The sequence below is a fragment of the Mucilaginibacter sp. FW306-07-L genome (assembly GCF_058782065.1).
In genome coordinates, this window is record NZ_JBYSXI010000001.1 from 1858881 (window position 1) to 1879674 (window position 20794).

Sequence of the window (20794 nt, forward strand, 5' to 3'; positions counted from 1 at the left end):
ACGACCGGTATTTTCTTTTACCAATAAATTACGGCGCTTTTGCTGGAACATGACCTGGCTTATTCTTTGCCGGTGGACACCTAATCCGTTGCACCGCTGGCGTGTATTTGTGGTTCGCATGTTTGGTGGAAAGATCGGGGATAAGAATATTATTTATCCTGATTGCAAAATATGGGCTCCATGGCTGCTTGAAACGGAAGAGATAGTTACCATAGGGCCGGGTGTGGAGATCTATAATCCGGGTGGTGTGTATTTATCGCACCATGTTATCTTGTCGCAATACTCATTTTTATGCGGCGCCACACATGATTATAATACGGCTGATTTTACCTATATCATGAAAAAGATTGTGCTTGAGCCTTATGTATGGATTTGCTCAAAGGCAGTTGTTTTGCCGGGTGTTCATTGTAAACAAGGCAGTGTTTTGGGAGCCTCATCTGTAACATCCTCAAACCTGGAGGCATGGACGGTGTATGGTGGGCATCCGGCTAAACCACTTAAAAAGCGTAACGATTTTCTAAATAATAAATAACCTGAACCATGCCTTTAACTGATAACGAAGCATCTGCTTATGACCTCTGTGTTGTAGGCAGTGGTCCCGCCGGTATAATCCTGGCGCTGGATTATGCCCGGCTTAATCCGCATAAAAGGGTGTTGCTGGTTGAATATGGAAGCTCATCACAACCGAAAGATAATCAACTTGATAACACCATAGAGATAACTAATAACATTAACCACCATCAGCCTAACGAGTGTACCAATAAAGGTTTAGGCGGTACCTCTGCAACCTGGGGCGGCCGATGTGTAATGTATGATGACGTTGATTTTGAAGACAGGCCTGTACTGAACGGCAATTGCACCTGGGATAAAGCGGTATTAGCAGATGTAAAGGAGCATACCCACTCGGCTGCTGAATACTTTGAATGCGGCGAGCCAGATTTTGATCTTTCAGCCATAACCAACGGTTCAATAAAACCTATAGCCGAAGGCTTTAAACAAGGCATAGTTACTGATAGCCGGTTGGAGCGTTACAGCATGCCTACCCGCTTTGGCGAAAGGTACGCTGCCGATATAGCGGCACAAAAAAATATTACACTGATTGAAGGTTATGAAGCTCGTGATTTTGAAAAGCCAAACGCTAAAAATCATGTATCATTTTTAACACTTCGCCACGTTGCCACACAAAAACAGGTAATAGTAACGGCAGACAAGTTTGTACTTGCAGCCGGGGCACAGGAGAGTACCCGCATACTATTGCGTAACAAGCAGTTGTTTACCAAAATAGGCGGCGTGCCTGATGCCTTGGGCAAATATTACCAGGGGCACTTATCAGGCAAAATAGCATCCGTTCAGTTTAATGGCGATCCTAAAAAAACTGATTATGGCTTTATCAAAGATGCCGATGGGGTATATACCCGCAGGCGCTTTCAGTTCAGCAATGAATTTTTAAAAAATAACAACTTACTTAACACAGCGCTTTGGTTAGATAACCCTTTGTACTTTGATCCTAAACATCGCAGCGGGGCTATGTCATTTATGTATTTAGCCATGATAACGCCCGTTTTAGGTAAAAAACTGGCACCGCCTGCTATAGCGCATTCCATTACCAAAGGCCGGGTTAATAACATACCTGCGCATTTAAGCAATATAGCGCGTGGTTTACCAAAGTCGTTCACTAAACCGGCTACTATATTTTATAAAAGGTACATCAGTAAACGCAAGTTACCGGGTGTGTTTTTATACAGCCCTAAAAATACATACGCGCTGCATTTTCATGCCGAACAAATACCTTTTGAAGGCAACAGCATGAAACTCGGAGCAGATGGCGAGCGCCTGATCATCAACTATTCGCTTACTGATGCGGACATATCATCAGTTATTAAGCTGCATGATGTACTTGATAAATGGCTGCGTGCCACGGGCTGCGGTGAGCTTAAATACTGGTTTACCAAAGAGGAGTTACCTGAGGCTATAAAAAACATGTCGAAAGATGGATTGCACCAATGCGGCACAACCCGTATGGCAGATGCACCAGAGGATGGCGTGGTTGACCGTGATTTAAAAGTTTGGGGTACCCGTAATGTATATGTATGCAGCAGTTCGGTATTTCCAACATCAGGGCAGGCAAATCCAACATTTATGTTGGGCGCATGTGCTGTAAGGCTTTCAAGGCATCTGAGCCATACCAAAAAGCCGAATAAAATAGCATTCAAGAAACAGTTACAGGCAGTTAAGCCTGTTAACATCAATTAAATAATGATCTCAGTAATAATACTTACTAAAAACGAAGAAGCCGATCTTCCGGTGTGCCTGCGCTCATTGCAATGGACGGATGATGTACATGTGCTTGATTCGTTTAGTACCGACCGTACGGTTGAAGTTGCCCGTCAACACGGGGCAACGGTTACTACCAACGCCTTTGAAAGTTTTGGCAAGCAACGCAACTTCGCCTTACAAAACATCAGCCTTAAATATAATTGGATACTGTTTTTAGATGCTGATGAGGTAGCAACACCTGAATTTAAGGATGCGGTATTAAAAGCGACAAGTATTGCCCAGGATGGTGTGGCAGGATATTATTGCTGCTGGAAAATGATGCTTGAGGGCCGCTGGCTAAAAAGGTGCGACAATTTTCCGAAATGGCAGTTACGCCTGTTGCGCAAGGGCAGAGTAACCTATACCGATTTTGGGCACGGGCAAAAAGAAGATCACGTATTAGGCAAAGCTGAATACTTAAAAGAACCCTACCTGCATTACGGCTTTTCAAAAGGCTGGTCGCATTGGATAGAACGCCATAATCGCTACTCAACGCTTGAGGCTGTAGCTCGTTTAAACCACCGTCCGCCGTTTAAAAATATATTCAGCAAACATGGCAGTACACGTAACCCGGCCTTAAAATCGTGGTTAAGCAGGGTACCGGGCTGGCCGCTCCTAAGGTTTATACAAACTTATATTTTTAGTCTTGGCTTTACCGAGGGTGTACAGGGTTTAACATATTGTATCAATATATCCTACTACGAGTACATGATCATCATGAAAATGAGGGAGATCAATGTGTACAAAAAAACAAGTGTACCATCTATCGATACACTGATAACAACTGATAAACAGGCCGCAGCATTAACGTTGCAGGCATCTAAATAAAAATCCTCTTCTAATTTAACTGTTAACACCTTGCCGGGTGTGCTAATTAAACCAATACTATGGCAAAAAACTTACATGAGATCGAACGGCGTAAAATTGAACCTCCGTCGAAGAGCATTTTACTGATTGGGATCAATTTTTCACCTGAACTTACCGGAATAGGGAAGTATACGGGCGAGATGGTTGACTGGCTGGTTGAAAACAATTTTAACTGCAGCATGGTCACGGGTTTTCCGTATTATCCTTACTGGCAGGTGCAAAAGCCTTATAAAAATAAGTTTCATACCAGGGAAACCTTAAAAAATGGTAAAATAAACATTTACCGCTGCCCGATGTATGTACCGGCTCAACCCAGCGGCATGAAAAGGCTGATCCATGAGTTCACCTTTTTTTGCTCGGCATTGCTAATGGTAATTTACCTGTTATTTAAGCCTAAAAAGGATTATATCTTTTGCGTTGCCCCGCCGTTCCATATCGGTTTTTTAGGATTGATATACCGTTTTTTTAAAGGCGGAAAAATATTGTATCATATCCAGGATCTGCAGATTGAAGCAGCTCGTGAACTGCAAATGCTGAAATCAGACAAGGCCTTTAAAGTATTGTTCGGTTTGGAAAGGCAAATATTGCAACGTGTTGATTTTGTAAGCACCATATCAAGTGGTATGCTGAAAAAGGTATCTAAAAAAGCAGACAAAGAAGTGCTGTTTTTCCCTAATTGGGTAGATACCGAAGCTTACTGCCCGCTGTATGACAGCGCTGAACTTAAAAAGCTATGGGGTTTTCATGAAGATGACAAGATCGTACTATACTCAGGCAGTATTGGCGAAAAGCAGGGACTGGACGGTATATTGAGTGTTGCAAGGCATCTGGAAGCCTCACCGTTTATTAAATTTGTGATATGTGGTACCGGCCCGTATAAGGAAAAACTGATACGCAGTGCTAAAGAGCAAAAGCTGAACAACGTGCACTTTTTGCCTTTGCAGGAGCCGCACTTGTTTAATAACTTTTTAAACATGGCCGATGTTCACCTGGTATTGCAAAAAAAGAATGCCAGTGACCTGGTGATGCCATCAAAGCTAACTACCATACTCGCGGTAGGTGGGTTAGCCTTAATTACTGCTGAGCCGGGTACCAACCTTTTTGAAATAATTAACGATAACCAAATGGGTGTGGTAATACCTTCAGAAAATCTGCAATCGCTGGAGATGGCCATATTGAGATGCTGCACAATTGATACCACTACCGAAAAGATCAACGGCCGTAATTATGCTGAAACCCATCTGGATAAAAATAATATCCTAACCAAGATCATGGGGTTAATAGGTAACGAAAGCTTTGAACCGGCACAAGTTACCACCAAGCACATTGAATATTACGAGCTTGAAAACCATATATAACGTAGCTTATGCACCGGTAAAATACAGCGATCAAATTTTTAACTAACTATACCAACATTTTGTAGCTTTATGCGTAAAACAGGGTAACACCAATACCCCATATTATGCTAACGGCGATGGACGAAGCTCAGTTAACTAAAGTTTATTTAACCGATTTAGAGCGGAACCTGACCTTTTATGGTGTAGTTAGCAAATTAACAGAAGTAAATAACAACATGGAAGTTGTACTCACTGATGTTAAAGTTTACGAGTACGAATCATCAAACTACTTGTACAGCTTGCCTGAAATATCTTTTACACGGCCTAAAAAAGCCCTGCATATCGAGGCGGCTTAACAAAAAATCATTCAATTATTTAAATACTGCATGGCTACTTAGGCTATGCCAAACTTGCATTTGCTTGCCGCACGCCTGTACGGCTTTAATGCATGCGCTCTGATACATTAACAATACTAAAACATTATGAAAAAAAAGGCCCTTATCACGGGTATCACCGGCCAGGACGGTGCATACCTTGCTGAATTATTATTGTCAAAAAACTATGAGGTTCATGGTATAAAAAGACGTAGCTCATTGTTCAATACCGAGCGTATTGACCATCTTTACCAGGATCCGCATGATGAAAACAGAAATTTTATTATGCATTATGGTGACCTGAGCGATTCTACCAACCTCATACGTATTATTCAGCAGGTACAGCCTGACGAGATTTATAACCTGGGTGCCATGAGCCATGTTAAAGTGAGCTTTGATACGCCTGAATACACCGCCAATGCCGATGGTATAGGCACCCTGCGTTTGCTGGAAGCTATCCGCATACTCGGCCTTAATAAAAAGACCAAGATATACCAGGCATCAACATCTGAATTATATGGTTTGGTACAAGCTGTACCACAATCAGAAACTACGCCTTTTTACCCGCGCTCCCCTTATGCGGTAGCAAAAATGTATGCTTACTGGATCACCGTTAACTATCGCGAAGCTTATGGCATGTTTGCTTGTAACGGTATACTTTTTAACCATGAAAGCCCGCTGCGCGGCGAAACTTTTGTTACGCGTAAAATAACCCGTGGCGTATCTAAAATAGCTTTAGGCCTGCAAAACAAATTATACCTGGGTAACCTTGATGCTCGCCGCGATTGGGGCCACGCCAAGGATTATGTGGAGGCTATGTGGCGCATTTTACAACAGGACACGCCTGAAGATTATGTTATTGCCACTGGTGTAACCACTACCGTGCGTGATTTTATTAAAATGGCCTTTTCTGAATTGGGTATTGAGGTTGAGTTTAAAGGTGAAGGTGTTAACGAGCGTGGTTACGTAGTAGCTTGCAGCAACGTTGATTACCTGGTTGAGGTAGGTAAAGAGGTAGTTGCTGTTGATCCGGCTTACTTCCGCCCAACTGAAGTAGAACTACTGATAGGCGACCCGACAAAAGCCAAAGAAAAATTAGGCTGGGAGATAAAATATACCCTGGATATGCTGGTAAGCGACATGGTACAATCTGACGTGGCGCTGTTCAAGAAAGAGCGCATACTGAAAGAACTTGGTTATGAGATCAAGAACCAGTACGAATAATCAAACCCCTCAAAAATCAAATAATAACGTTATGAACTTACTTATTATTGACGACGAACCTATCCAGCATCTTATTTATGATAAGATGCTGGATATTTATGTGCCCGATGCGTCATCGCATACCATGCACAGTTACAATGGTGTAAAGGCGCTTGAGTTTTTAAAGCAAAACAGCGACAATACCAAAGCCCTGCCTGATATGATATTTTTAGATATCCACATGGCAGACATAAGCGGCTTTGATTTTTTAGAGCGATTTAAAAAATTAAGCCAAAGGTTTATGAAACATATTGAGGTGTACGTTATTTCATCCTCGATTGATCCGGAGGATATAAACCGTTCAAAAGGGTATGCTTTTGTTAAGGATTACATCATAAAACCGGTTACTCAAATCGCTATCAAAAACATATTTTACGCTAATAGCCATTATCCTAATCAAATGGCATTATTGAACGGATAGCGAATTATTACGAGGCTTTTATCGCCTCGCAAAGCGCTCATCATGAGCGATCAAAAGCCTGTTAACCTAATTTCCGGGCTGCTAAAAATTTAAACTATTTACCGTTTATACTGATGGCTTGCTTTTTGAAGTATGCCTGATAACATCGGTTTCCCCTGGCCGGTATTATTGCTTTTTGCAATCACCTTAAACTTGATTAAACTCCAATACAACATGAAAAATTTATCAACAACAATCAACCGTTTTAGCTTTCGCGTTATGAACAATGAAATGAACGGATTCGATGTCGCTATCATTGTTACTATCTGTTTAAGCTTCTCAATGGGTACCATCTTTTTAATCGGCGATCCCACTCAATTGGCTAAATAAGCCTTTTTAGCGTTTGCCTTGCACTAACAGGTGTGCGATACACCTGCGTTAATGGTCAGTTAATTTTGGGCATACCGTTTTGGTATGCCTTTTTTTGTGTCATTAATTATTGCGAATCAGACTTTTTCGGTAGCTACATGATAGGCCGGATCTTCCAAAATATTTACCTGGATAACACTTTCGGCGTTCTTTAATAGTTTTTGGCAATCCTGGCTTAAATGTTTTATGTGGAGTATTTTCCCCGCTTTGAGGTAGCGTTGGGTAAGTTTATTCAATGCTTCGATTCCCGACATGTCTGCAACCCTGCTTTCTTTAAAACTGATTACAACTTTCTCCGGATCGGTATCTACATCAAACTTTTCAGTAAATGCCATTACCGAACCAAAGAACAGCGGGCCATATATTTCGTAATTTTTGGTTCCGTTCTCGTCAATGTATTTACGGGCGCGTATGCGCTTGGCGCTTTCCCAGGCAAATACCAATGCCGATATAATTACACCTATCAGCACAGCCAATGCCAGGTTATGCAACCAAACCGTAATTACGGCAACCAGCATTCCAACAAATATATCCTGTTTGGGCATTTTGTTAATTATGCGCAGGCTAACCCACTCAAAGGTACCAATGGCCACCATGATCATTACCCCTGTGAGCGCGGCCATCGGCAGCCGCTCAATTACCGGCGCGCCGAATAGAATGATCATCAATATAGTAAGCGCGGCGATAATGCCTGAAAGCCTTGCCCTTGCACCGGCAGACAGGTTTACCAGTGTTTGCGCGATCATGGGGCAGCCGCCCATCCCAAAGAAAAAGCCGTTTAAAATATTAGCGCTGCCCTGGGCAATACATTCGCGGTTGCCGTTGCCGCGTGTAGCTGTAATTTCATCAACCAGGTTAAGGGTAAGCAATCCTTCAGTTAAGCCAACGCCTGCCATAATTAACGCATAAGGGAAAATAATTTCCAGTGTACCCAAATTCAGCGGAAATTTAGGGATATGGAAAGGGGGGAAGCCACCGCTTACCGCGGCAATATCTCGTACGGTTTTGGTTTCAATACCACAGCCTAACACTATAGCAAAAACAATAATAATGGCTACTAACGAGGGTGGCACTGCTTTGGTTATGCGTGGCCAAATAAAAACTATGGCTATGGTTAAAGCAACCAAGCCGGCCATTGTATACAGTTGGGTGCCGCTTAACCAGGTTTCATGGCCGTTTACCATGGTTTTAAACTGGTTAAGTTGTGCCATAAAAATTATGATGGCCAGGCCATTAACAAAGCCATACATTACCGGCTGAGGTACCAGCCTTACAAATTTGCCCAGTTTAAAAACACCAACCAATATCTGAAAAACACCCGCTAAAGCTACGGCTGCGAAAACGTACTCCAAGCCGTTGCTCTTCATCAATGCTATTAACACCACCACGGTAGCACCCGCCCCGCCTGATACCAAACCCGGCCTGCCGCCAAATATAGCGGTAACCAATCCCATAATAAATGCGGCGTACAAGCCCATTAACGGGGGGAACCCGGCAAGTATAGCGAACGAAAGCGACTCGGGCATCATCGTCATAGCGACGGTTAGTCCGGCAAAGATTTCGTTTTTATAGTTTATTTTTTGAGAGAAGTCGAAAAACGGGATAGAAGATTTGCTCATTAGTGAGTGAGTAAGTAAATATTAAAGGTGAGATTTTACGTTAAACCATTAATCGGTGTAACAAAATCAATGTGGAAAGGCAGATCAAGAGAATGTAAGTAGGCTGATAAAAAATTCCGTATTCATCTGTCCCTGCAAAAATAATAATTTTTCAATACATCAGTTTTACTAAATAAGCTAATTTGGCCGCTAGGCTTAAATTCATGCTGCAATAAATTTATCATGCTATTATCAACTGATCACAATCATAAATTCTCGTTATTAAAACATTTACGCTGCCCCGAATGCGGTTTAATACATGATGCCGGGCAGATCAATACCGTATGCAGCAACGATGCCTGCAAGTCGACCCTTTTTGCGGAATATGAACTGCCTCGTAATTTAAAACCCACCGAGTTTTTAGTTGGTCGGCCGGCAAATATGTGGCGTTACCATGAGTTTCTGCCGATAATCGACCCGGTCAACATTGTTTCATTAGGTGAAGGCTTTACACCGCTGTTACCGCTGGCCAATTTAAAACATGAAGCGGCTGATAATGAAGTATTCTGGAAAGATGAATCAGGTAATCCAACAGGATCATTTAAGGCAAGGGGCATAGGTATGGCGGTATCAAAGGCGAAGGAACTGGGCATAAAACATATTGTTACGCCAACTGCGGGTAACGCGGGCGGCGCATTAGCTGCTTACTGTGCCAGGGCGGGGATAAAGGCATCAGTATATATGCCGGTACTCACCCCAAAAGTATTTAAGGATGAATGCCGTTTGTACGGTGCCGACCTAATTGAGGTTGACGGAAATATAGCCGATTGCGGTAAATTGGCTAACGAACACGCGCTGCAAAACGGCTGGTTTCAGGTATCAACCTTAAAAGAACCTTACCGGCTTGACGGCAAAAAAACAATGGGCTATGAAATTGCTGAGCAGCTCAACTGGCAATTACCTGATGTAATTTTTTATCCTACCGGCGGCGGTACCGGCCTTATAGGTATATGGAAAGCTTTTAACGAGATGGAGCAAATGGGCTGGATAGGCAAAGAGCGGCCGCGCATGGTTGCCGTACAATCCACAAGTTGTGATGGCATTGTATCCGCGTTTCACGGCAGGCAATCGTTTTCAGAATTTAAGGATAGCGGGTTTACCATAGCCAATGGTTTACGTGTACCTAAGCCTTATGCCGATAAGGAAATATTAAAAGCATTGTATCAAAGCCATGGCAACGCTATTGCTGTTAATGATGAGGAAATGAACGCAGCCGTTAAACTCATAGCAGCCAAAGAAGGTATGCTGATAGCACCTGAAGGCGCAGCATTATGGGTGGCTTTTAAAAAACTAAGTGCATCAGGCTGGGTAAAACCGGGTGAGCGGGTGCTTTTGCTAAATACCGGTAGTGGTTACAAGTATCTTGAAAATATCACATAGATTTTTGAATTAAACCGATACTATAATTCACACTGTAAGATATACACTATATGCATCTGAAATTGAATAGTTTAAGTGTGACTTATAACTTTCATTATTTGCCTGTTATTCATTTCTGCAATCAATTTTTTAATAAAAATTACTGATTGTTAAAAATATTATAATTATAATTGAGTTATAGTTAGAGTATTAAAAAGTTAAGCATTAACTTTTATAGCAACCTGTACTTGTAATTCACTTTTTTATTTACTTTAGCCCCGGCAAATGAGGTGGTTATTTAGGTTATTTCTGTCGCTTACATTCTTAGTGTCTTTCGGACACGATGTTGCGCATGCTGCATCCCTGTTCGGGAGTAAGCATATTGACCTTACCGGCACCGTACATCAACGCCAAACCACACAAAAAGATCATACCGGCACCCATATTCAACCCCGGTTTGCCACCAAACACAAACCGGCCGGCAGCCACAAGGTTTATATTGTTGAGGCTGATGAAGAAATAGATGAATCGGTTGGGCATGAAAAGCTTTCCGATCAGGTGGATCTTTTGGCCGCCGTTTTTCAAACTTACCATTACGCTGTATCCCTACAATACATAACAAAGCGCTTACATACCGGTAAGTGCCTTTCCTTTTCTCCTGATAACAAACTATACCTTAGCCTCAAGGTATTCAGGCTGTGATTTTTCCAACGGCAGTTAGCCTCTGCTATCTTCATTCCAATAAACTTCTTTACTAATTACTGCTATGGTGCTCCGTGTGTGGTTCCAGGCAGTTGATGCATGTTCTGCTTGCATATCATTTACTCAAAAATTAAACATATAAATCACACCCAGTAATATCAAAACTATCATGAAGATGAAACTCATGCTTATGGGTTTGTGTGCCTTGTTGTGCTATACAAGCTGCAAATCTCACAATGAAAAACAAGAAACAGAAGAAAAGCTATTGGTTACCAGTCCGCTAAAAATGGATACAACCGTAGTTAACGATTATGTGGGCCAGATACGCTCCATACGCCATATTGAACTTAGGGCGCAGGAAAAAGGTTACCTTGAAGGCAGCTTTGTTGACGAGGGCCAGCGTGTAAAAAAAGGCCAGTTGCTTTTCAAAATAATGCCTAAAATTTATGGTGCCGAGCAGGACAAAGCCGCTGCCGAAGTAAATTTCACAGAGATAGAATATCAAAACACCAAAAAGCTCGCCGATAGCAACGTGGTAGCTCCTAACGAGTTGGCCATGGCAAAAGCTAAACTTAAAAAGGCAAAGGCCGAACTTGCTTTAAGCAAGGCACACTTACAATTTACCGAGATACGTGCCCCCTTTGATGGCATAATTGACCGCTTGCAGGTTAGGCTGGGTAGCCTTATTGACGAGGGCGATTTGATTACCACCCTTGCTGATAATAGCAAGATGTGGGTATATTTCAACGTACCTGAGGCTGAATACCTGGATTACCAAACCCAAGCTAATAAAGAAGCATCCAAAGTAAACCTGCTGATGGCTAACCATAAGGTATTTAACTACCCAGGCAAGGTTGAAACCATTGAGGCTGATTTTGATAACGAAACCGGTAATATTCCATTCCGTGCTACTTTTCCAAACCCGCAGGGCTTGTTAAGGCACGGCGAAACAGGTAATGTTCAAATTGAGGTTCCGCTAAAAGGCGCGCTCATCATACCGCAAAAGGCAACCTTTGAGGTGCTTGAGAAAAAGTATGTGTACATAGTTGGCAAGGATAACCGTGTACAGGCACGCGAAATTACTACCGGTGCCGAGATGAACGATCTGTATGAAGTTACCGCAGGCCTTACCGCAGATGATAAGATACTGCTGGAAGGTTTACGTAAGGTAAAAAACAACGATAAAATAGTTTACAACTATCAAAACCTCAGATCGATCATTTCTCAGTTAAGATTACCGTCAGAATAGTTTAACAATTAAAAACTAAGAAAGATGTTTAATAAATTTATTCAAAGGCCGGTGCTTGCCATAGTGCTGTCACTGGTCATCATGTTCATGGGGGCTATCGCTATCGAAACGCTGCCCGTGTCGCAGTTCCCATCCATCGCGCCGCCGATGGTGGTGGTGAATGTAGCCTACCCGGGCGCGAGTGCCGATGTATTGGTAAACTCCGTGCTCATCCCGATGGAAAAAGCCATTAACGGCGCGCCCGGCATGAAGTACATGACCTCCGACGCGACCAGCGCCGGTGAGGCTACCATCCAGGTGGTATTTGATTTAGGTACCGACCCTAACCAGGCGGTAGTTAACGTAAAAAACCGTATTGAGCAGGTAACCAACAGGCTGCCGGAGCTGGTACAGCGTGAAGGTTTGGTGGTGAGTTACACCTCGCCAAACATGCTGATGTACGTTAACCTTTACAGTAAGGACCCAAAAGCCAACGAGAACTTTTTATACAACTTTGCCGGTGTAAACATTATACCCGAGCTAAGCCGCTTAAAGGGTGTAGGTAGCGCCAAGATATTAGGTAGCCGCCAGTACGCCATGCGTATATGGCTAAAGCCCGACAGGATGCGTGCCTACAACATTTCAACCGATGAAGTGATGGAAGCGCTGGCACAGCAAAGTGTTATCGGCTCGCCGGGCAGGCTGGGGCAAAGTACGGGTAAACGCTCTCAGTCATTAGAGTATGTGCTTACCTACAAAGGCCGTTACAACAAGCCCGAAGAGTACAAAAATGTAATTGTACGTGCCAATAAGGAAGGCGAATTACTCTACCTGAAGGATATAGCCGATGTTGAACTGGGCAGTGAGTTTTATGATATTTACTCAAACATGGATGGCCATCCATCAGCGGCTATTACCTTAAAACAAACCTACGGCAGTAATGCCAGCGATGTAATTAAAGAAGTAAAAGAAAAGCTGGAAGAGATCAAAAAATCATCTTTCGCGCCGGGCATGGATTACCAGATCAGTTATGACGTATCCAGCTTTCTTGATGCATCAATGGAAAAAGTTATACACACATTGGTTGAGGCATTTGTGCTGGTGGCTATTGTGGTATTCTTGTTTTTGGGCGATTGGCGGTCAACGCTTATACCAACGCTGGCGGTTCCGGTATCGCTTATCGGGGCATTCTTTTTTATGCAGTTGTTCGGGCTAACCATTAACCTGATCACCCTATTCGCGCTGGTATTGGCCATAGGTATCGTGGTAGATAACGCTATTGTGGTAGTAGAGGCTGTTCACACCAAAATGGCAGAGGAACATCTGTCACCATTTAAAGCCACCAAACAGGTATTGCAAGAGATCAGCGGGGCCATCATCGCCATTACCTTTTTGATGACGGCGGTATTTGTACCGGTTGCCTTTATGACCGGGCCGGTGGGTATATTTTACCGGCAGTTCTCCATCACCATGGCTACATCAATCGTTATATCGGGCTTAGTAGCGTTAACGCTTACCCCGGTATTGTGCGCCATGATATTAAGAAACACCCATGGTCAGCCGCGTAAACGTACCCCGGTAAACCGTGTTATTGATGCTTTTAATGCCTGGTTTGAAAGGGTTACTGGCAGTTATACCAATCTGCTACGCCGCATAGTTAGCCGCAGGCTGATAACTTTTGGAATGTTGATCGCGTTTTGTGTGGGTACCTGGCTGCTCTCAACCAGTTTACCAACCGGCTTTATCCCGAATGAGGATCAGGGACAGGTTTATGCCATCATCCAAACGCCTCCGGGATCGACATTAGAACGTACTAATGATGTATCGCGACAGCTACAAAAAATAGCCGAGCATGTTGAGGGGGTACAATCTGTTTCTGCATTGGCCGGTTATGAGGTACTTACCGAGGGCCGTGGCTCAAACGCCGGTACCTGTTTAATAAACTTAAAAAACTGGTCGGACAGGGAGCATACGGCTAAAGAAATAGTAGAAGAACTGGAAGATAAAGCCCGTGTTATACCGGGTGCTACCATTGAGTTTTTTGAACCGCCGGCAGTGCCTGGCTATGGTGCGGCGGGTGGTTTCTCGCTGCGTTTGCTCGATCAAACCAACTCTTCAGATTATAAAGCGTTCGGCAAAGTGAACGACGAGTTTATGGCTGCCCTGCGCAAACGCAAGGAACTTACGGGTTTGTTCACCTTCTTTGCGGCCAACTACCCGCAATATGAGCTGGAGATAGATAACAAAGCCGCCATGCAAAAAGGCGTGAGTATTGAAAAAGCGATGAATAACCTTTCCATCCTGATAGGTAGTACCTATGAGCAGGGCTTTGTGAGGTTTGGTAACTTTTTTAAGGTATACGTACAAGCCTTGCCCGAATACCGGGCGTTGCCAGACGATGTGCTCAGGTTATATGTTAAAAATGACCGTGACGAGATGGTGCCATATTCAGCCTTTATGAAGATTGTCAAAAAGCAGGGCCTGAATGAGATCACGAGGTTTAATATGTACACTGCGTCTGCCATTAACGGTGCGCCGGCGGCGGGTTATAGCAGTGGTGAGGCCATTAAAGCTATTGAAGAAGTAGCCCAAACCTTACCACGCGGTTATGGCATCGACTGGATCGGTTTGTCAAAAGATGAGGTTGGGCGCGGTAATGAAGCGCTGTACATCTTCCTGGTGGTACTGGTATTCGTGTACTTTGTGTTAGCCGCGCAGTATGAGAGCTTTATTATACCGCTGTCGGTAATATTATCACTGCCGGTAGGTGTATTTGGGGCATTCATGCTGCTCAAGATCATGGGGCTCTCTAATGATATATATGCCCAGGTTGGTTTGGTAATGCTTGTAGGTTTGCTGGGTAAAAACGCGGTACTGATTGTGGAGTTTGCCGCTCAGAAGCACGAGCAGGGCGCAACCATATTGGAGGCCGCTATCGAGGGTGCTAAAGTGCGTTTCCGCCCGATATTAATGACCTCTTTCGCGTTTATTGCCGGTTTGATACCGCTGTTGTTTGCTACCGGGCCGGGTGCCTTGGGTAACCGTACCATCGGCGCGTCATCAGCAGGGGGTATGCTTTTAGGTACCGTGTTCGGGGTAATTATAGTACCGGGCCTATACTATATTTTCGGCAGCATAGCCGCCGGCCGTAAACTGATAAGGGATGAGGATGAAGTGCCGCTTAGCGAGGACTTTACACACTCCAAACGCAAAAAGAAAAAATGGTTCTTGAAATCAAAAAATGATCAACCAGCAATAGTAAATAATGATAACCATGAGTAGCAGACGCAAAATATACAGATATATAGGTATTGCAGGGCTGTCGTTAATTTACGCGGCCTGCCGCATACCGCCGTTAGCAGAGAGGGCAGTCAATAAAAATGTACCTGCGGCTTTCGGTACGGATACATTAAGTGATACCACCAATACGGCAAAGGTGGTATGGAGAAACTTTTTTCAAGATCAATACCTCAAAAACCTGATTGATACAGCGCTTAAAAACAACCAGGAGCTGAATATCACCATTCAGGAAATTGAGATGAGCCGTAACGAGATCAAGGCCCGTAAAGGTGAATACCTGCCGTTTGTGGGTGTTAAAGCCGGTGCCGGGTTAGATAAGGTAGCACGCTATACCAGCCGCGGCGCATCCGAAGCAACCACCGAGATCAAACCTGGAAAGGAAATGCCCGATCCACTACCGGATTATGTGGTTGCCGCCTATGCCAACTGGGAGCTGGATGTGTGGCACAAGCTGCGTAACGCCAAAAAAGCGGCGGTATCACGCTACCTGGCATCGGTTGAAGGCCGTAACTTTATGGTGACTCACCTGATCACCGAAATTGCTGATTCATACTACGAGTTACTGGCACTTGATAACCAGTTAAGCATAGTAAAGCAAAATATCGCTATACAGCAAAACGCGCTTAAAATAGTGCGTATGCAAAAGGAAGCCGCTCGTGTTACTGAACTGGCCGTTCGCCGTTTTGAGGCACAGGTGCTTAGCACCCAGAGCTTACAGTATGATATTCAGCAGCAGATCGTCGAAACGCAAAACCGCATTAACTTTTTGCTGGGCCGCTACCCGCAGCCTATAGCACGCAGCAGCGAAGGTTTTGAAACTTTGCCGCCACTGGCTGTTCAGTCAGGCTTGCCATCTCAACTGTTGGTTAACAGGCCCGATATCCGCCAGGCAGAATTAAACATAGCCGCGGCAAAGCTCGATGTAAAATCAGCAAAGGCAAGGTTTTATCCGTCATTGGGCATTTCGGCTTCAATAGGCTATCAGGCGTTTAATCCATCGTTCCTGCTAAACACGCCTGAATCGTTATTGTATTCAATTGGCGGCGATATAGTGGCGCCATTAGTTAACAGGAATGCTATAAAAGCGGAATATGTTAACGCTAATGCCAAGCAAATACAAGCGGTTTATGATTATGAGCGCACCGTGTTGAATGCTTACATTGAGGTTGCCAATCAGTTATCAAAAATGGATAACCTGGAGAAAAGCTACAGCCTAAAATCAAAACAGGTGCAGGCGCTGGCGCAATCGGTCAATATATCAAACGACTTGTTTAAATCAACCCGTGCCGATTACATGGAAGTGCTGCTAACCCAACGCGACGCGTTAGAGGCCAGATTTGAATTGATAGAAACCAAAAAGCAGCAAATAAATGCCCGGATAAATATTTACCAGGCTTTAGGCGGCGGTTGGGAATAGTTCAGTTTAGTTATATAGTTTGTTTACCAAAGGAGGCCGCAAGCCTCCTTTGGTTTTTAGCATTAAATAGTTTTTGCGATGTTTTTGTGGCATCAACAAGGTATAATGCTATTTTTGGCAGTAATACCAATTACCAATGAACTATACTTACTTAAAAAAGGCATGGCTGTTGCTTACGCTCCGGCTATGTATCGCTACCGTTTGCGTGGCGCAAATTCCGGCTGCTATACCGGGTGATTATGCTGATCCTTCCATTATCAGGGTGGGCGATATTTATTATTCGGTTGCTACATCATCCGAATGGGCACCGCATTATCCCATCTATCAATCCACAAACTTAAAGGACTGGAAACAAACCGGCTATGTGTTTGATAAAACACCTGAATGGATATCCGGCTCGTTTTGGGCACCGGAATATTATAAGATAAAAGACACCTATTATATTTATTATACTGCACGCCGTAAATCCGATGGTATCTCCTGTATCGGTGTGGCTACCTCAAAATACCCCGACCGTGGATTTAGGGATCACGGCGTGTTAATGAGCTTTGGTAAAGAGGTGATAGACGCGTTTTTGTTTAAAGACAAAGGTCAGCTTTATATCACTTTTAAGGCTTACGGTTTAGATAACAGGCCAATTGAAATATTAGGAAGCAAGATATCTGCCGATGGCTTAAAGTTAGAAGGGGAGCCTTTCTCAATGTTGAAAGATACGGCGCGTATCGGGCTTGAGGGACAAAGCATACTAAAGGTTGGTAAATACTATTATCTATTTTACTCGGCAGGCAATTGCTGTGGAATTGATTGCAGCTATAATGTTCGGGTAGCACGTTCAACCACACTACAGGGGCCCTATGAGTTATACACCAAAAACCCGGTACTATATGAAAATACCGATTGGAAATGTATGGGTCATGGTACATTCGTTACTGATCCGGCAGGTAAATATATTTACATACATCATGCTTATAATAAATATAGTACAGCATTCAGCGGAAGAGAAGGTTTAATATCAATTGTTGAGTTTGATAAACAATCAGGATGGCCTATTTTTAAAAATATGTCCGGTGTAACCGCGGTTAATAAATTCATTACTGATAGTTTTTCAGGCAATGATATTGCACAATACTGGCAGTGGGATTTCAGGCATAGCGTGCCGAGTTACAATCAATCCAATGGTAAACTGCAATTAAGCGGTACTGTAACGCCGGACAATAACACGGGCACAGTATTAGCCTTGCGTCCATACTCGGCAGCATTCCATGCATCGGTAGATGTAGTTAACCAAAACAATGAATTAAAAGGCCTGGCTTACTATGGCGATGCTAACGAGGCATTGGGCATTGGGGTAAAAGGGGACAGTATAATTTGTTGGACAGTTAATGATAACAAATGGGAAAAAACTGGTGGTGTACAAGTAGCCGCTGCCAAAGTAACAGGTGTGCAGATGAGGGTGGATGCAAAACACAAATGCACTTTTTACTATAAAACAGGTGCTAAAGACTGGCTGGCTTTACCGTTAACCAAATCAGTATCAGCAAGTAATTTGCCGCAATGGGACAGGAGCCCGCGTGTTGGCCTGCATTACAAAGGTTCATCAGCAGCTAATGCGGAGTTTGATAATTTCAGGGTTGACTTTGATAAATAGACGATAAGATTATTGATGAGCCCGGAGTAACATTACTTCGGGCTTTTTCATTCCTGCCATTCATCAGACAGTTCGTGATAGTTATTTTTTCAGATCACATAAATTAGCGGATTATAAACCTTGATATAAACCGATGAGAAAAACTTTAGCTGCATTGTTATTAATGCTTGGCTCGCAACAGGTATTACACGCGCAGCAAAAACAGGTAAACTGGACAGCCAGTTGGATTGAAACGTCGACCGATGAAGCCCCTAACCGTCCGGCACAATATTACCGTACTAATTTTGATCTTAAAAAGAAAATAAAGTCTGCTACTTTATTCATTACCTCGCATGGTATATACGAAGCGCGTATTAACGGTAAACGTGTTGGCGATAGTTACTTAACCCCAGGTTGGACAAGCTATTACAAACGCCTACAGTATCAGCAATATGATGTTAAGCCACTGATTGCCAAAGGTAAAAATGCTATTGGCGTAGCTATAGGCAATGGCTGGAGCAGAAGCAGTTTAGCCTGGGGTGATAATAAAGATCGATGGGGTAAAAAATTAGGCTTATTGGCCGAGCTACAGGTAGTTTATACCGATGGCAGTAAAGAAACCATTAGCACGAACAACAGTTGGAAAACCGCTAACGGAGAAATTCAGGGTAACGAAATATATGATGGAGAGGCGGTAGATCATACCCTGACTCAAAAAAACTGGCACAGCGCGACGTTTAATGATGCTGCCTGGAAACCGGTTGTGGTGGCCACGTTCGATAATAAAAATTTGATTCCTACAGATAACGAGCCGGTTAAAAAGCATGAAACGTTTAAGCCGTTAAAGGTAATCACTACCCCAAAAGGAGAAAAGGTGCTTGATTTTGGGCAGAACCTGGTGGGCTGGGTAGTAGTTAAGGCCAAAGGTAAAGCAGGCGACCGTATAGCCATAAAACATGCCGAGGTACTGGACAGGGATGGTAATTTTTATACCGATAACCTGCGTGCCGCTAAAGCTACAGCTACATATACTTTAAGTGGCGATGCGGCCGGCGAGAGTTTTGAACCACATTTTACTTTTTATGGTTTCAGATACATTAAAGTAGAAGGATATCCGGGCGAAATAACGCCGGAAAATTTTACGGCGGTGGCCCTGTATTCGGACATGAAACCCACCGGTACCTTTGAGTGCTCAAACCCATTGCTGAACCAGTTGCAGCATAATATTACCTGGGGGCAGCGCGGCAACTTTTTAGATGTACCTACAGATTGCCCACAGCGCGATGAACGCCTGGGTTGGACGGGTGACGCACAGGCGTTTTTCAGCACGGCTGCGTATAATTATAACGTTAAACCATTTTTTACCAAATGGTTAAAGGATGTCGCCGCCGATCAGCGTGAGGATGGGGCTATAGCACACGTAGTACCAAACGTATTAGGCAACTGGGAGTTTGGCTCAGCCGGGTGGGGGGATGTAGCTACCATTGTGCCTTGGGAAATGTATGAGGTATATGGTGATAAACAAATATTGGTTAACCAGTACGAAAGCATGAAGAAATGGGTTGGATATATGGAAAGCCATACCAATAAAGATAACCTGTACCATTACGGCACTCACTACGGCGATTGGCTGAGCTATCGCCCGGGTAACGACGATGGTACCGAGGCTATTACTGATAAATACCAGATAGCGCAATGCTTTTTTGCCTACTCAACACAGCTATTGATAAACGCGGCTAAGGTATTGGGTAAAACGGATGATGTTACCCGTTATGAAGCACTTTTAAAAAGACTAAAGGACGCTTTTAATAAGGAGTATGTTACTGGTAACGGCAGGCTGATGTCAAACACGCAAACCGCTTACGTACTGGCGCTGCAATTTGATATGCTGCCGGAGGGTGAACCACGTAAAAAAGCGGCAGCTTACCTTGCCGAAAACGTTAAATTATACAACAACCATTTAACTACGGGCTTTGTGGGTACGCCATATCTGTGCCATGTATTAAGCAATAATGGCTATGCTGATTTAGCTTATACGTTGCTTTTGCAGGATACTTTTCCGAGCTGGCTATACCCTGTAAAAATGGGTGCTACAACCATTTGGGAGCGCTGGGATGGTATAAAGCCTGATGGTAACTTTCAAACCCCGGTAATGAACAGCTTTAACCATTATGCTTACGGGGCTATTGGCAACTGGATGTATAAAAACATCACCGGTATACAACCTGCCGAACCGGGCTATAAAAAGATCATCATCAAACCAATTATTGGGGGCAACCTTACTTGGGCGAAAGCCAGCTTTAACAGTGTGTACGGCACCATCAGCAGCGATTGGAAGATCGATAACGGCAAGCTTAGCCTAAAGGTAACCGTACCAAAAGGAACTACAGCCATAGTAAACGTACCCAATGCTGCAGGTAATGATTATAAAACTTACAATGTATCAGCAGGTAACTATACTTATAACAGATAATTTATAAAATGCATGTCATTTCAACGTGTGACTAGGATAGATCT

Annotated in this window: 16 protein-coding genes; 15 read left to right on the forward strand and 1 reads right to left on the reverse strand. The window is 43.5% G+C overall.

Features of this window, described 5'->3' with window-relative positions:
* Positions 1-49 precede the first annotated feature (49 nt).
* The 8 genes from AC3WJC_RS08165 to AC3WJC_RS08200 all read left to right on the forward strand — a co-directional run bounded on the left by AC3WJC_RS08165 (position 50) and on the right by AC3WJC_RS08200 (position 6947).
* The gene (locus AC3WJC_RS08165; protein WP_492398585.1) at positions 50-532 is read left to right on the forward strand and encodes an LbetaH domain-containing protein; all 483 of its coding nucleotides are present in this window, start codon (positions 50-52) and stop codon (positions 530-532) included.
* Positions 533-540: 8 nt separating this feature from the next.
* Positions 541-2253, forward strand: a complete 1713-nt coding sequence (locus AC3WJC_RS08170) for a GMC oxidoreductase (RefSeq protein ID WP_492398586.1) — start codon at positions 541-543, stop codon at positions 2251-2253.
* Positions 2254-2256: 3 nt separating this feature from the next.
* Positions 2257-3144 carry a glycosyltransferase family 2 protein gene (locus AC3WJC_RS08175; protein WP_492398587.1) on the forward strand — a complete coding sequence of 296 codons (888 nt, stop codon included), beginning with the start codon at positions 2257-2259 and terminating at the stop codon, positions 3142-3144.
* 59 nt (positions 3145-3203) lie between these two features.
* The gene (locus AC3WJC_RS08180) at positions 3204-4541 is read left to right on the forward strand and encodes a WcaI family glycosyltransferase (protein ID WP_492398588.1); all 1338 of its coding nucleotides are present in this window, start codon (positions 3204-3206) and stop codon (positions 4539-4541) included.
* A gap of 104 nt (positions 4542-4645) precedes the next feature.
* Entirely contained in the window at positions 4646-4876 is a 231-nt protein-coding gene (locus AC3WJC_RS08185) for a hypothetical protein (RefSeq protein WP_492398589.1), read from the forward strand.
* A 126-nt stretch (positions 4877-5002) separates the two neighbouring features.
* Complete coding sequence (gene gmd / locus AC3WJC_RS08190; RefSeq protein WP_492398590.1) at positions 5003-6118, forward strand: GDP-mannose 4,6-dehydratase; 1116 nt, start codon at positions 5003-5005, stop codon at positions 6116-6118.
* A gap of 31 nt (positions 6119-6149) precedes the next feature.
* Positions 6150-6578 carry a response regulator gene (locus tag AC3WJC_RS08195; protein ID WP_492398591.1) on the forward strand — a complete coding sequence of 143 codons (429 nt, stop codon included), beginning with the start codon at positions 6150-6152 and terminating at the stop codon, positions 6576-6578.
* Positions 6579-6710: 132 nt separating this feature from the next.
* Positions 6711-6947, forward strand: coding sequence for a hypothetical protein (locus AC3WJC_RS08200; RefSeq protein ID WP_492398592.1), 237 nt, complete (start codon positions 6711-6713; stop codon positions 6945-6947).
* Between the two features lie 116 nt (positions 6948-7063).
* On the opposite strand, the gene AC3WJC_RS08205 is transcribed toward AC3WJC_RS08200, so the two are convergent.
* The gene (locus AC3WJC_RS08205) at positions 7064-8605 is read right to left on the reverse strand and encodes a SulP family inorganic anion transporter (RefSeq protein ID WP_492398593.1); all 1542 of its coding nucleotides are present in this window, start codon (positions 8603-8605) and stop codon (positions 7064-7066) included.
* A 222-nt stretch (positions 8606-8827) separates the two neighbouring features.
* Here AC3WJC_RS08205 and AC3WJC_RS08210 point away from each other — a divergent pair, with 222 nt between their 5' ends.
* The 7 genes from AC3WJC_RS08210 (at position 8828) to AC3WJC_RS08240 (ending at position 20750) form a co-directional block, all read left to right on the forward strand.
* Positions 8828-10024, forward strand: coding sequence for a threonine synthase (locus AC3WJC_RS08210; RefSeq protein WP_492398594.1), 1197 nt, complete (start codon positions 8828-8830; stop codon positions 10022-10024).
* Positions 10025-10288: 264 nt separating this feature from the next.
* The gene (locus AC3WJC_RS08215; RefSeq protein WP_492398595.1) at positions 10289-10705 is read left to right on the forward strand and encodes a hypothetical protein; all 417 of its coding nucleotides are present in this window, start codon (positions 10289-10291) and stop codon (positions 10703-10705) included.
* A 169-nt stretch (positions 10706-10874) separates the two neighbouring features.
* Positions 10875-11954, forward strand: a complete 1080-nt coding sequence (locus tag AC3WJC_RS08220; RefSeq protein WP_492398596.1) for an efflux RND transporter periplasmic adaptor subunit — start codon at positions 10875-10877, stop codon at positions 11952-11954.
* A gap of 24 nt (positions 11955-11978) precedes the next feature.
* The gene (locus tag AC3WJC_RS08225; protein ID WP_492398597.1) at positions 11979-15215 is read left to right on the forward strand and encodes an efflux RND transporter permease subunit; all 3237 of its coding nucleotides are present in this window, start codon (positions 11979-11981) and stop codon (positions 15213-15215) included.
* The gene (locus AC3WJC_RS08230) at positions 15208-16650 is read left to right on the forward strand and encodes a TolC family protein (RefSeq protein ID WP_492398598.1); all 1443 of its coding nucleotides are present in this window, start codon (positions 15208-15210) and stop codon (positions 16648-16650) included. Before AC3WJC_RS08225 ends, AC3WJC_RS08230 begins: the two co-directional genes overlap by 8 nt.
* Positions 16651-16786: 136 nt before the next feature.
* Positions 16787-18298, forward strand: a complete 1512-nt coding sequence (locus AC3WJC_RS08235; protein WP_492398599.1) for a family 43 glycosylhydrolase — start codon at positions 16787-16789, stop codon at positions 18296-18298.
* Between the two features lie 133 nt (positions 18299-18431).
* Positions 18432-20750: an alpha-L-rhamnosidase gene (locus tag AC3WJC_RS08240; RefSeq protein ID WP_492398600.1), complete on the forward strand. Its 2319-nt coding sequence runs from the start codon at positions 18432-18434 to the stop codon at positions 20748-20750.
* The last annotated feature ends 44 nt before the right edge of the window (positions 20751-20794 follow it).